The 15,393-nt window shown below is 34.1% G+C and carries 6 protein-coding genes; 4 read left to right on the top strand and 2 right to left on the bottom strand.

The annotated features are described in order from the left end of the window. Positions 1-15: 15 nt before the first annotated feature. Entirely contained in the window at positions 16-3,852 is a 3,837-nt protein-coding gene (porU, locus tag BSF41_RS02870) for a type IX secretion system sortase PorU (RefSeq protein WP_095928015.1), read from the bottom strand. Between the two features lie 212 nt (positions 3,853-4,064). On the opposite strand from porU, the gene gldJ reads away from it, so the two are divergent. Together gldJ and murF are read left to right on the top strand one after the other, a co-directional pair. Then, positions 4,065-5,750, top strand: a complete 1,686-nt coding sequence (gldJ, locus tag BSF41_RS02865; protein WP_095928014.1) for a gliding motility lipoprotein GldJ — start codon at positions 4,065-4,067, stop codon at positions 5,748-5,750. Between the two features lie 118 nt (positions 5,751-5,868). Continuing rightward, on the top strand, positions 5,869-7,152 hold the full coding sequence (murF, locus tag BSF41_RS02860) for a UDP-N-acetylmuramoyl-tripeptide--D-alanyl-D-alanine ligase (protein WP_095928013.1): 1,284 nt from the start codon (positions 5,869-5,871) through the stop codon (positions 7,150-7,152). A 38-nt stretch (positions 7,153-7,190) separates the two neighbouring features. Here murF and BSF41_RS02855 read toward each other — a convergent pair whose 3' ends face one another. After that, a complete protein-coding gene (locus BSF41_RS02855; RefSeq protein WP_095928012.1) occupies positions 7,191-10,070 on the bottom strand; it encodes a triple tyrosine motif-containing protein in 2,880 nt (959 codons plus the stop codon). A 344-nt stretch (positions 10,071-10,414) separates the two neighbouring features. Here BSF41_RS02855 and BSF41_RS02850 point away from each other — a divergent pair, with 344 nt between their 5' ends. Then, the gene (locus BSF41_RS02850; RefSeq protein WP_095928011.1) at positions 10,415-13,645 is read left to right on the top strand and encodes a TonB-dependent receptor; all 3,231 of its coding nucleotides are present in this window, start codon (positions 10,415-10,417) and stop codon (positions 13,643-13,645) included. Between the two features lie 16 nt (positions 13,646-13,661). Continuing rightward, positions 13,662-15,371 carry a RagB/SusD family nutrient uptake outer membrane protein gene (locus BSF41_RS02845; RefSeq protein ID WP_095928010.1) on the top strand — a complete coding sequence of 570 codons (1,710 nt, stop codon included), beginning with the start codon at positions 13,662-13,664 and terminating at the stop codon, positions 15,369-15,371. Positions 15,372-15,393: the final 22 nt, after the last annotated feature.

Here is a 15,393-nt window from a genome sequence, read left to right as displayed (position 1 = left end):
CAAATATATATAATATTATAGGATGACAAGCTTTTCGTATTTTTCTGCTTTTTTATTTGTTAAATTAGATTTTACAGTCAGTTTGTAAATATACACTCCTTTTCCGATTTTGTCACCAAAATCGTCTCTTCCGTCCCATGTTATTTCTCTAGATAAAAAACCTTCTGTTGTAATCGTTTGATTTTTTGTCCAAACTACTTTTCCTGTAATAGTCATTACTTGTACTTGTACGTCTAATGGTTCATAAGGTCTATTGTGCGAAAACCAGAATTGGGTATAAGTTGAAAATGGATTTGGATAATTAAGAACGTGTGATAGTGTCAAGGAATCGTCTCCTACCACTGTAAATTGGATTTCACTCGTTACGGGATTATTGTAAACATCCCAAGCGGTAAAGCTTATAGTGTGCAGTCCAGGGGCTAAATTTCGGAAAGGAAAACGTAAATTTCCATTAGTGTAATCGTCTAATTTTGTTTGGTAATAATCATTCAAAATATAAGGATTACTCACATCTCCGTCTAAAATAGCGACAATATCATGTCCGATTCCACTTGCTGTATTAATTCCGTTTTCATCTTCTAAAAAAGCCAAAAGAAAAGGCGATTCATTCGTTATTCCACCAGATACAAAAGTTTCGTCGTTCATATATAACTTCACTTTTGGACTTATATTGTCCTGAGGTGCATTTTCGTTAATTCCTCCAATTTTGATCGTATTGTTGTATCCTGTTTGGTTTTCTAGCGATTCGTTTTTCTTTGAATAAAAACTGATTCTGCCGTTGTCAACAGGAATTCTAATGTCTCTAGGGACAACAAAACTAAATTCGAATTGTCCGTTGGTAACAGATGCATTTCCTCTAAAAATGGTTTCTCCCAAAGTTTTAAACTGCATTGGAGGGCTAAATCCGTCATTGTTTAAAGTGGTGTTTGTGATTAATTTATCGAAAATGGCCGTTGCCAATTCTCCATTATAATTGCTTAAAAGCGTATTGTTTTCGTCTGTGATTTCTCCTGAAATTTTAATTTTTGACAATGATTTTAAATCAGGAATTGCCTGCGAAATCACAATATCGTTTACTTTAGTTAAATTAATTCGGGGTTTTGCAATAGCAAGCATCAAAGCAGGATCTCCTAAATAAAATACAACATTGCTGGAAGAACTTGGATTTTCGTTTTTGGATATTCTTAAAGACTCTGCAATAGTGTTGTATTGATTTGAGCCATAAGAAAGAAGGTTTTTGCTGAGTGTTCTGTTGAATTCTTCTGCGTTTGCCTGTCCGATTTCGCGAATGGTTGTCAGCATTGAAATAGCTCCTCCTTTTGGATTCCAGAAAACATATTCGCCAGCGGTTGGTCTCGTCGGATCATCAAAACGAGAAAATTCGCAGGTAATGGTAATAAATAAAGGATATTTGTATTGATTGGCCAGGTTTTGCCCATCCGATTTTTCCCAAATTCTTTCGCTTGCTAGTCCGTCCTCTCCACCATGACCTAAATAGTTAAATATTAAAGCACCTTTTTCGAAAGCATTAAAAAAGTCGGTTCTTGCTTTAGGATATCGCGCTCCACCCGCAGAAGCTTCTTGCGTATAAGCGTCTAAAAATATTTTATCAATATTAAAAAAAGGCTTTTCGGTTGCAATTTGATCTGCAAGAGCATTTTGGTTGGCTTGTAAGGTCTGATCACCAGCTTTGTCTGAATCGTCACTAATTAAAACAACATTATTTCTCCAATTTCCGTATGATTTTGTGTCATAATATTCAAAGACTTTGTTCACCATTTCCTGTGCTTGGGCATTATCTGAAACTAACATTCTTCCTACGGCTATGTCTATTCCTGCAACAGACGGAATAATAATTCCTTCGTTAGGATCCATTAATCCGTAAAAATCATCAGAAGCAAATGAAGATTCTCCGACTGTATTGCTTATTAAAGATTGATATATAGGTACAATATTGGAATTGTTTGAGATACGATCTTTATAATCAAACGAAGCATCTCCAAATAAGTTTACATAGCGTACTCTTTTTTCTGGCGAAGAAGCATTGTTGTAGATGTATCTGATGCAGTTTCTAATAGCGGCAATATCTTGTTTGCCAGAAGAAAATTCTTGATAGATGTTTTCTAATGCAATCACTTTTACATTTAAATTGGAATTGGTTCTATGAAAACTCGCTAATCTTTCGGCCTGTGACGCTAATACCTTTGGAGTTATAATTACATAGTCAATATCTTGAAAAGAGCTTTGATTGTTTCTGAAAAGCGTTCCTTTTAAATTCTGGTTGGCAACTTTTGACTGATTTTCTTTTAATGGTGTATAATAATCAGAAGCATCTATTGCAATATATTTTCTAACTTCTCCCAAATTGGCCTTAAAGCTAAAAGAGGTTTGATTGGCATTTTCGATTTTATATACATTATATAGGTCAGTAACGTCCCAGATTTGTGTTATTCCAGATGCGTTTCCGATGGTGTAATTGACAATTCCTGCTTTAGAGCCAGCATCATTGTATTGAAAATGAAATTGTTTGCCTGTTCCTAAAAGTTTTCGTTTGGCAGTAAGATTGATATAATCTAAATAGCCTTTAGATCCCGGAACACCATTATTATTATAGGTAAGCTTTATTTTGATATTGTCTGTTCCAGTAAATTCGGTATTAGCTGGAAGTTTTCCCGTCCTATATTTAGTGTCAGAGTTTGCAATTAAAGAAGGAAAGCTTATAGATCCCGCATTTTGTGTGTTTGCAGCTATTGAAAAAGAAGTGTTGGTTAAAGACGCAGATGCTGCACTTACTTCTATTTTTACAGGCACAGTGGTATCAAGGTTTGGAAAAGTAAAAGAAAATTCCTGTTCCTGATTAATATCAAACGATTCGCCGACCCATTGACGACCAAGATGGACAATGTTGGTTTGGTCGATTTCATGATATTGATAGTCATCAAACGTGTTTAGCTCTAAGGTGCTATTTCCTGAAGGCTGATTTAAGTTTGGAATTCTTTTTCCGTCTCCGCCAGAAGCTGTAATATAATAATAGGACTTGGTGTCGTATAAATTTAAGTTAGTTTGGTTTTCAGAACTCCAATTGTCGGGGCCTTCGGCATAAAAAAGAATGTAATCTTCATTGTTAAAAACGCCATCATTTTCATCTATTACCTGTATAGTGTTTTCTGTTAAATCATCAGGATAATAACTGTCATTGGGAAGAGGTAACATTCTTCCGCCATTTCCATAGATTTTAATTTTTCTCGGGTCAGCTTTAGAAGGGTCAAATCCTAAACTTTGTAAAAAAGATCGGTTTATTCTGTAAACACCAGATTTCTGAATATAAAAGCGATACCAATCTCCGGATGCTAAGACCGAATTTGAAATTGCTGCCGATTTTTGAAAGGAAGAAGTAGACGCCGTTCGTCCTGTTGTGTTACTAATAAAGTAAGAAAAAGATTTGATGCGTTTGTAGCTGTTTCCTTCCTTAATTATAGGAGATAAGGAGAGAAAAGTATATCTTATGTCTCTTGCATTGGTCACTATTAAGGATTCATTTGGTTTTTCTGGAATGTTTTCAAGTGTTAAATCTCCTAAATCTGCTCTAGAAACCGACTCATAAATGACATTACTAATTTGTGCCGAACTACTGCCTGAAGCGTTAGGTTGATTCAGATTTTGCAGGAACATTATGTTTTTTTTTGTAGTGTCGAAGCGAAAACTACTTCCTGAGAAGAATGGAATTGTAATTTTATTTTCGCCATAATTTACCTCTTTTTTGTTTTGCCAATCTATCGTTATACTCCCATTTATCTGGGAAAACGAAAGAATTGGGATCAGTAAAAGAGAGATAAGAATTGCTTGTTTCATGAGTTAAAAAACCGAAATTTAATTAAAAAATAATTAGTAAGTAAAAATATAGTATTTCATGTTACAGTAAATAATAAAAAGTATATTTTTGCGTTCGTAACTAAAGGTTATTTTCTGGAAAAAACAGCTAAATAAAATTATTAGAACAGATGTTGCCAATTAAATGTTAATTATTATATTGCAGCACCTAAATTTATCACCTAAGAATGAGTATGAAAGTAAACAAAATTGTAGTCTTGCAGTTAATGATGTCAATGGTATTGATGTTGGGCACGGCTAGTTGTAGCAAAAAATCGAGTTCGAGCCATGCTTCTAGAGCTACAGGCTGGGATGTAGATAGTCAGAATGGAACTGCTGCCAGAAATGCAGGTAAAAAACAACAGGCTGGTCCTGGTTTGGTTTTTGTTGAAGGAGGTACGTTTACTATGGGTAAAGTACAGGATGATGTTATGCATGATTGGAATAACACGCCGACTCAACAACACGTTCAATCATTCTATATGGATGAAACCGAAGTTACGAACGGTATGTACTTAGAATACCTAGAGTGGTTAAAGAAAGTTTTTCCACCAACAGAAGAAAATTACAAGAATATTTATGAAGGAGCATCTCCTGATACATTAGTTTGGAGAAATCGTTTAGGATACAACGAAACGATGACTAATAACTATTTAAGACACCCATCTTATGCTAACTATCCTGTAGTTGGTGTTAACTGGATTCAAGCAGTTGAGTTTAGTAAATGGAGAACAGACCGTGTTAATGAGGCTGTTCTTGAAAAAAGTGGTTATCTTAAAAAAGGAGCTAAAACTGCAGATGTAAGTGCAGAAAGCTTGTTTAATACTGAGGCTTATTTAGCTTCTCCATCTACTACTTATGGTGGAAACGAAGAGTTAGTATTGAAGAAAAATCCAACAGGAAGAAAACCTAGAGCTGGTAAAGACGGTGTAGTTCCTGAAGAGAAAAACGTTTATGCTCAGCGTTCTTCTGGTATCATTTTACCAGAATATAGACTTCCTACTGAAGCAGAATGGGAATATGCAGCTGCTGCAGACGTTGGACAAAGAGAATACAACATCTACAAAGGGCAAAAGAAATATCCTTGGTCTGGAGATTATACACGTTCTAACAAACGTAAAAATAAAGGTGATCAATTGGCTAACTTTAAACAAGGAAACGGTGATTACGGTGGAATTGCAGGTTGGTCTGATGATGGAGCTGATATTACGAATGAAGTAAAAAGTTACGCACCAAACGATTTCGGTCTTTATGATATGGCAGGAAACGTTGCAGAATGGGTAGCTGACGTTTACAGACCTATTATTGATAATGAAGCAAATGATTTTAACTACTACAGAGGAAATCAATATGCTAAAAACAAAATTGGTAAAGATGGTAAACTTGAAATCGTTTCTACTGCTAATATTAAATATGATACTTTAAGTAACGGTAAAGTTATTGCAAGAAACCTTCCAGGAGAAATTGCTCAGATTCCAGTTGACGAACAAGAAACATATTTGAGACAAAACTTTAGCACAAGCGACAATATCAATTACAGAGATGGTGATAAACAATCTTCTAGATATTTTGATTTTGGTGACTCAGAGTCTGGATCTAAAACAGAACAGGCAATGTACAACTCTCCTAAGCATAATGTTACAACAGACAGTTTAGGAAAAATGATCAGAAAATATGATAACTCTAGTAAACGTACTACTTTGATCGATGATAAAGTAAGAGTTTACAAAGGAGGATCTTGGAGAGATAGAGCTTACTGGTTAGATCCAGCTCAAAGAAGATACTTCCCGCAAGATATGGCAACTGATTACATTGGTTTCAGATGTGCAATGTCTAGAGTAGGTTCTAAAGCTGAAAAAAGAAAATCTCCTAGAAACTAAGATTTAGGAATTCAAAATAATAAAAATTCCAAATTCCAAAAGCTGAATATTCAGTCTGGAATTTGGAATTTTTTTATTGTTTTTTTTCTACTTTTATGACATATTAAAAAAATTATAAATGAATATTCAAGACATTCATAACTTATATTTACAGTGCAGTTCTCTGTCTATCGATACCAGAAAAATCGAAAAGGACTCGATGTTTTTTGCTATTAAAGGAGAGAATTTTGATGCTAATACATTTGCTAAAGAAGCATTAGATTTAGGAGCTTTATTTGTTGTTATTGACAACGAATCTTATTTTATTGACGATAGGACTATTTTGGTAAAAAATAGTTTGGAAACGCTTCAAGAGCTGGCAAAGTTTCACCGTGCTTATTTAGCACTACCAATTGTTGCTTTGACAGGTAGTAACGGAAAAACGACGACAAAAGAATTGATCAATGTTGTTTTGTCAAAAAAGTTCAAGACAAAAGCGACTGTTGGTAATTTAAACAACCATATTGGCGTTCCGTTGACACTGCTTTCTTTTACAAAGGAAACCGAAATCGGAATTGTAGAAATGGGTGCCAACCATCAAAAAGAAATTGAATTTTTATGTCAGATTGCACAGCCTGATTTTGGCTATATAACCAATTTTGGAAAAGCGCACTTGGAAGGTTTTGGCGGAGTTGAAGGTGTAATCGCAGGTAAAAGTGAAATGTACCAATATCTTTCTGCAAACCAGAAAACTGTTTTTGTAAATTTAGAAGACCCGATTCAGATTGAGAAATCAGCAGGCATAAAATCTTTTACTTTTGGAGTAAAAAAAGAAAAAGCAGACTTAAATATCGAGAATATTACAGCAAATCCTTTTGTTGCTATTAAATACAATGATTTTTCAATAGAATCTCATTTAATTGGTCTTTACAACGCCAACAATATAAATGCGGCTACAGCAATAGGAAAATATTTTAAGGTAAACGAAAGCGATATTAAGAGTGCTATTGAGGATTATATTCCGGCTAATAATAGATCTCAAATGATGCAAAAAGGTTCAAATGAGATTATTTTAGACGCTTATAATGCTAACCCGAGTAGTATGGCTGTGGCGATTACCAATTTCTTGCAATTGGACAAGAAAAACAAGGTTATGGTTCTTGGAGATATGTTCGAATTGGGAGATGAAAGTCTTCATGAGCATAAAGTTATAATTGATTCTTTAGCAGATCAAAAACAGGCTTTATGTTTTCTAATAGGAAAAGCCTTTTTTGCGAATAAGATTTCGAGTGAAAACATTCAATTCTTTGAAACATTCGATGCTTTCGCCGAATTTTTAAAGACCTTCAGCTTTGAGTCTAATATGATATTGATAAAAGGTTCGCGAGGTATGGCCTTAGAACGAACTTTAGATTATATTTAATTAAAAGAAAAGCCATTCAAATTTGAATGGCTTTTCTTTTATATACTCATTAAGAATCCGATTAGGTTTTCCTTTTTGTTTAGGCCTAATTTCTTTCTTAGACGATAACGAGCCAATTCGACTCCACCTGTAGAAATGTTCATAATTTCGGCTATTTCTTTGGTAGACATATTCATTAATAAATAAGTAGATAAATCTAATTCTCTTGGAGAAATGGTTGGATATTGTCCTTTTAATCGCTTTAAAAACTCAAAATGAACGTTTTTAATGTGCTTTTCGAGGTCTTTCCAGCTCTTGTCGGTATTTACTTCTTTTACAATGCTTTTATGTAATTTGCTAAACTCGGATTTGGTTGTTTCGTCTAAAATTCCAGTGTCAATATCTTTCAGTTTATGAATGATTCCGTTTAAAACTTTGTTCTTTTTTACAACCTGTAAAGAGTTGTTTACTAGTTCTTTATCCTTTGCTAAGATTTTGATTTGAAGCTTATCGTTTTTCAGCTTTTCAATTTCTTTTTCCAGGTCATGTTGCTCATGTCTAATTTTAGACTCCTTTTCAAGATATAGTCTTCTTTGTTCAATGGTTTCATAATACCTGTTTTTTCTAATCTTCAGTTTAATTCTAACTGAGATTAAATATGCGCCAAGCAAAATAAGCACCAGATAAAATAAGTAAGCCAAAAAGTGCCTGTACCATGGTGGAGATACTGTAAATTCCACTTCTGTGATACTAGATTCTATACCATAGCTATTTCTGGCTTTCAGTTTCATTACATAATTGCCTTCTCTCAGATTCGTATATTCTTTTATTGCTGTCGATGACCATCCGCGCCAGTTTTCTTCAAAAGGTTCTAATTTATAGGAGTACATTACGTTATCCTGATTTTCATATGTTGGCGACGCAAAAGTAAATTTGACACGATTGTATTTATAAGGTATGCTGTAGGATTCTAGTTTATTGGCCAAATTGCCAGTTAAAATAGTGTCTCCAGGATTCGTAAAGCTTTCAATAAAAGCTTTTGGTTTTGTCATAAAAGTGTTTGGAATAGTGGAGTTATAATGCGCCAAACGATCTGTCAAACCTATAAAAACATTCTGAGGATCTATTGCGTTTACAGATATGTAATTGTTAACCAAATTCCCCGTTAAATTTGAAAAAATAGCTTGTTTTTTCGTAAAAGTTCCGTTTTTGTTTTTGACTAATACGCCAAGAGATTCGTTAAATGCATACCAAAGGTTTCCGGCAGAATCTTCAATTAAGGTATTAATAGTAGGAATTCCGTTGAATAAGTTTGTTATTTTTTTATCTTCAAAAAAGGCTTCCTGCTCGACAGAATATCTGTAAAAATGATTTTTTACTTGAAAATAGACTTTGCCATTTATATTTTGCAGACTGTTTATTCCTTTGTACTTTTCTGATATGTTGACGTGCTTTTTTATGAAATCAAAGCGCTGTAAGTCTTCAGATAATTTTACTTGGTACAAGAAAGGGTTTTTCTTTAGCCAAAGATAGTTCGCATCAATTTCTATAGAAAAATTATTGGTCGTTTCATCAAATCCTTTTACTTGATGTAAGTAATCGTATCCAGAGGCTGATCGTTTAAAGACTGAAAATCCATTATAACTTTCACCTATAATGTAGTTTTCATGATCAGGTATTTTTTTGAAGCCAAAGTATCCTTTATTGTCCAATATCTTTGAAACCCTGTTATTCTCAATGATTAGTGCTCCACTATTACTGGCGCATATTAATACATTGTTTAAAACCTGGATGTTCCAAACTTGCGAAATTGTTCCTTCAACTCTTGTAAATGGACTGTCTTTAAAAGAACCTCCCCAAGAATGATAAAATAATCCCTGGTTGGTTGCGACATAAAGATTCCCATTATACATCGTAGAGGCGTATACAGTACCTATATTATAACTGTAATCAAAGTAGGAGAAAGGAGAATTTTCATTTATAAAAGTGATACCATTATCTAGCCCGAGCCAAATATTACTTTTGTTGTCAACAAATGAAGCTAAAATTGTATTGTTCTGAATTCCTTTTTGGCGGTTTAAATGCTGGATTATTTTTCCGTTTAGATCGCAGATAATGGCTCCGTCTAATACCGAATTAAGTATTATAAATTTATTTTTGATGATAGATCCACCAAGCGAAGTGTTTTTCTTTATAAATTCATTGGCTTCAGTTGCCCATGGTTTAATAATGCCATTTTCGGACACAAAAAGTCCCTTTTCTAAAGTAGCGTATAATAATTTATTGTTAGACAATGGGAAAAGAGACCATATCTCTTTATCATTAAACATGGTAGTGCCTTTTATTGCAGTAAGCTTTCTGTTTTTGTATTCGAGTACACCTAATGTTTTATCTTGAAAGTAAAGTCTATTGTTTACTAAAAATGAAAATTGAAATTTATGTGGAGCTGTAAGGGTTGTGACTTTTTCATTTTTTAGAAAAAATACTTTGCTGAAAGACTGAAAGATAACTTCTCCATTAAAAATATGAATTCTCCATATTAGGTTGATGTTTTCTTTGTCTATTGGACTCAATAGATTATAGAGAGAGTGATATTTTAATATTCCTTTTTCGTCGTTTTTGAAATAGCCAAATTCGTTATTTCCTCCAACAAATATTCGTCCTAAAGCATCAATTTTTAAACTTCTGATCTCAGATTTGTTTGGTAAAGAGTATTTGTGCCAGTTGGAGCCGTCAAATTGAATTAAACCGCTGTTGTTAGCAAAATAAATATTTCCATTTTTATCCTGATCAATACTCCAATTTTGAGTTCCACCTTTATATTCTGATCTTTTATAGTTTTTTATGTCTGGAATTCCAATATTTTTTACTTGCGAAAAACCTTTAATTTGTAAGAATAATAACAAAATTAATGTAAAAATTCGAACTATGTATTTCATAAAATTTTAAATATATTTTTATTAGAAATGCTTTATTTTGATTTTAAATTGTTGATTTATCAATCATGATAAATCTTGTTTTTTGATTTTTTTATAAATTATAACGTAATAGTTACTCTTCTGCTCATGTAATATACGTTTTTTTTAATTAACATTTTTATAACAATTTTTTTTAAAAATTAAAACACAGTAAATGAGTTTATTAAAAGATAAATGTTGTGTTTTTGTAGTGTGTTAATATTTAGTTTGAAGTGTTTTTGTAAAGATTTTTAATAAGAGTTTATTCAAATTTAACATTATCATTGCATTAAATTACTAATTAATTAACCAAAATTTTTAGAAAAATGAAATTGACAAAATTATTTATTTTTTGTATTTCGTCTTTACTGTTTTCTGTTGTCGCATTAGCTCAGGATGTGACCATAAATGGAATCATTAATGACGAAAGTGGATTACCCGTCCCAGGTGCGACGGTTTTAGTAAAGGGGACCAATAAAGCAACTGCATCTGACTTTGATGGGAAATTTCAGATTAGTGCTCCCTCTAACGGAACTTTGACTATTAGTTTCGTTGGTTTTGAAACTGTAAATGAAGTAATAGGAGGTAAAACCAAACTTACTATTGTTCTTAAAGCAGTATCTCAAAGTTTAAATGAAGTTGTGGTTATCGGATACGGTACGCAAAAGAAAGCTTTGATTACGGGTGCTTCTACTAACTTAAAAGGAGAGACACTAAAGGAATTGAATACGGGATCGGCTATGGAAGCTCTTCAAGGTATTGCGCCTGGTATTAGCATTACAAGAAATAGTGGTGCGCCAGGAGCAGGTACAAAAGTTGTTATCCGTGGTATCGGTACCATTGGGTCTTCAAATCCGTTGTACATCGTAGACGGAGTGGCTGTTGGAGATATAGATTATCTAAGCCCTTCAGATATCGAATCTATAGATGTTCTTAAAGATGCGGCTTCAGCTGCAATCTATGGTTCTAGAGCAGCAAATGGAGTTGTTTTGGTAACTACAGTGAAAGGACGTAAAGGAAGACCAGCTAAAATTTCTTATGACACTTATTTTGGAATTCAGAACATCTACAAAAATCTGGATCCTTTAAATGCGCAAGAATACATGTACATCATGGATGAAGGAAGAGTAAATGATGGTCTTGCTCCAAATGACTGGAAAACAATGTTGACTACCAACGATTGGTTAGAGAGAAATTATCCTGGAGCTGGAACGCAGCTTGGAGAAGAGATCTGGAATAAACTGCAAAATGGTTGGACAGGAACAAACTGGATCAATGAAATGTCTAAAAAGGATGCTCCTGTAGTGAATCACTCGATTAATATTACTGGAGGAACTGAAGATATTACGTATTCATTTGGGGTTTCCTATTTTGATCAAGACGGTATACTAGGTGGAAATATCGTAGATGCTGGATTTAAAAGATTAACCGCAAGGATGAATACGCAAATGGTTTTGAAAAAAAATGAAAGCCATAACATCATTACTATTGGAGAGAATTTAACTTATACCAATATTCAAAAGAGAGATGTTTCAAATGGAAATATTTATGGAAATGACTTGCATAATGCTCTTACACAAAATCCGTTACAGCCTGCTTATTGGCAGACAGCGATTGATAGAAATATCAACGAATACGGATTTACTCCTACATTAGATGGATTAAATACAAATCAAACCAACCCTTTGGCGGTAATGTATTACAGAAGTAATTACAATTATCCAAAAGATCATAAAATTATTGGGAATGTATTTGTAGAGATTGAGCCAATTTCTAACCTGAGATTTAAATCAGTTTATGGAATCGATTCATGGTTTGGTTACAATAGAACAATGAACCCAACCTATCATTTGGGAGTGCTTTACAATGATGCTATTGATGGCGCTACGCAATCTCAGTATTTTGGTGCTAACTCAACATGGACGAATACAGCTGCGTATCAGAAACAAATTGGTAATCATAATATTAATGCAGTAATTGGTACAGAGTTATGGCAAAGAATTGTTGATAATAATGTATATGGTTCAAGAAATGGTTTATTGTTTCCAAATGATCCAAAGTATTCTTATTTAGATAACACTAAGAGCCCTGGAACTGTTGCGGATATTAATACAACAGGCTTTGATAAAGCAGCAGGTGGTGGTGCTATTATGTCGTATTTTGCACGTGCACAATACGATTATAAAGAGAAATATCTTCTTTCTGCTGTTATACGTCGTGACGGATCTTCAAACTTTGGTGATGGAAACAAGTATGGTAATTTCCCTTCTGTTTCTGCAGGATGGGTTGTTACAAAAGAAGATTTTATGGCAAGCACTTCAAAATATCTTAACTTCTTGAAGTTAAGAGCAAGCTGGGGGCAAAACGGTAATCAATATACTGATTATGCTTTCTATTACTCATCTAGTATTAAATATGCTTTCCCTGGATATTTCTTTGGAGATACAAAACCAGTTTCCGGACAGACTGCTTATCCTTCAACAGTGCCAAATCCAGATGTTAGCTGGGAAACGTCAGAACAGTTAGATTTCGGATTTGATTCAAGTTTTTTCGATTCAAGATTAGGAGTAACATTTGACTGGTACAAGAAAACAACAAAAGACTGGTTGGTTAAAGCGCAATACCCTGGAACTGCTGGTGCTGATGATCCTTATATTAATGGAGGAGATATTGAAAATACGGGTTATGAGCTTTCTGTTACTTGGAAAGATAAAATTGGTGGTTTTAAATATGGTGCTACTGTAAGTGGAGCTTTCAATAAAAATAGAGTTACAAGAATTGCAAACGGTAATGGTATCATTAACGGTTTATCTCACGTACTATCTCAAGGAACCTCAGAGATTTCAAGAGCACAAGTAGGTTATGCGATTGGTTCTTTCTATGGCTTTAAAACAGCAGGAATTTTGCAAAACCAACAAGAGGTTGAGGCTTACGTAGGTCCTACAGGTCAGCCGTATTTTAATGATCAGCGTCCTGGAGATGTTCGTTTTGTCGATCTAAATAATGATGGTGTTATAGACGAAAAGGATAAAACAATGTTAGGAGATCCAAATCCTGATTTCCAATTAGGTATTCAGTTAAACTTCGAATATAAAAATGTGTATTTAAACACTACAATGGCAGGAAAATACGGAATGCAGGTAATGCAATCTTACAGATCATTTGCTGATAGCCCGAAACAAAATTATACTTCAGATGTTTTTGATCGTTGGCACGGAGAAGGAACTTCAAACAAAATGCCTCGTTTAAGTTCTGTATCAAACAGAAACACAAATTATATTTCTGACATATACATGCACAATGCTGATTATTTGAGAATTAATAATTTAACTGTAGGTTATAATTTTAATGAAATACTGAAAGATTTCAAATTTATCTCGAATCTTAAATTTTATGTTGCTGTAAATAACTTGTACACATTTACTAAATATGATGGTATGGATCCAGAGGTGCGCTGGGGAGGAGATAATACAAACTATTCATGGGCTTCTGGGGTAGATCTTGGTCTATATCCACAATCGAGAACAGTAATGTTTGGATTAAGTGCAGATTTTTAATATTAAAACATTGACAATGAAAAAACTAAGATATATAATAGCAATTTCAGCAATTTTTGCAGTATCAAGCTGTGATGATTATCTGGATACCGAGAACCTTTCAGAAAAGAGTTTAAATAGTTTTTATAAAAGCCCTACTGATATAAACGAAGCCATGGCAGGTGTTTATAATGCCATCTATACAGCGAATGTTCATAGTGAAGAACAAGTTGCAGCTAACTTAATGGATAATATGATGTTTGGCGGTGGTGGTCCTGATGATAAGTCTGCAAAATGGGTAGATAATTTTGAAGACCCGGCTGAAGATACTTATCGCGACATGTGGAAACAATCATACAATGGAATTTCTAGAGCAAATGCCATTATAGAAAAAGTGCCAACGGCAGATTTTTCTAAGTATTTTAATACACCGCAAGAAGCAGATGATTTTAAAAAGCAAGCGCTTGGTGAAGCTTTATTTATGAGAGCTTTCTTTTACTTCAGATTAGCTAAATTCTTTGGAGGTGTTCCACTGATTATAACGTATGATGCTGATAGATTGGTGCCGAGAGCAACTTACGAGGAGACCTTTGCACAAATTGCATCTGACTTGAAATTGTCTATTGAAACCTTGCCTTCTACGCCATTTACAAGTATTCCGACTTCTAGATATGGACATGCTAATAAATGGGTTGCTGAAGCTTATTTAGGACGTGTATTTTTGTTTTATACTGGATACATGAGCAATATCGAAAAGAAAGCAACCGCAGATTTACCTCTTGTAGGCGGCGGTTCTTTAACAGGAACGCAAGTTGCCTCTTATTTAGATGATTGTATCAATAATAGTGGTCATAAGCTAGCATCTGATTTCAGAAACCTTTGGCCGTATTCTTATGTGAATAAAAGTGCAAAAAGCGATAGTGTATTGCCTTGGGCTGCAGCAGAAGGATTGTCATGGGTTGGTCAAGACGGTGTTACTCCAACATTTGGGACAGGAAATTTAGAGACTATGTTTGTACAAAGATATTCTTTTGGTAACTGGGATTGGACAAATGGTCAGAGCTATACTAATAGACTTGCCCTGTTTAATTCATTGCGTGGTAACTCATTGGCACCTTTTGGAGAAGGTTGGGGATGGTGTACCGTAAACCCAAGATTATATAGTGGCTGGGATGATGCAGACCCAAGAAAAAGAGGTTCTATACTTGAAGTGGGGAAAGCAGATCAAGGAACAGATGGCTATGCAGCAGATAAAGGAGACCATGAAACAGGGTATTTTAATAAAAAATATGTTTCATTACAGCATGACAATGGTAAAGGATCATATGTTGGTATGTTTGTTCAAATGTATGCTTGGTCAATTACAGATATGCAGTTGATGCACGCTCAAGACTTTATTTTCATGCGTTTTGCAGATGTATTATTAATGCACTCTGAAATTACTAAAACAGCTGACGGTATGAATGCAGTAAGAGGAAGAGCACATCTTGGACCAGTTGCCTATTCTCTTGAAAATATTAAAACAGAACGCTTGCATGAATTGGCTTTTGAAGGTTTACATTGGTTTGACTTAGTTCGTTGGGGAGATGTTGAAACCGCTTTTAATGATGTAACTCAAGTTAGAAATTCTGGTGTTGATGCTAATTATAGTGTAAAATACAGAACCGAAACTAAAGGGTTGGTTCCGATTCCTGAAACTGAAATTAGACTATTGAATGGAGTTTACAATCAAAATCCGGGTTGGTAATATTTAATAACTATTAATAATT

The sequence above is a fragment of the Flavobacterium sp. ACN2 genome, assembly GCF_002303885.1.
Lineage (GTDB): Bacteria > Bacteroidota > Bacteroidia > Flavobacteriales > Flavobacteriaceae > Flavobacterium.
This window is presented reverse-complemented; position numbering and strand designations above follow the sequence as displayed.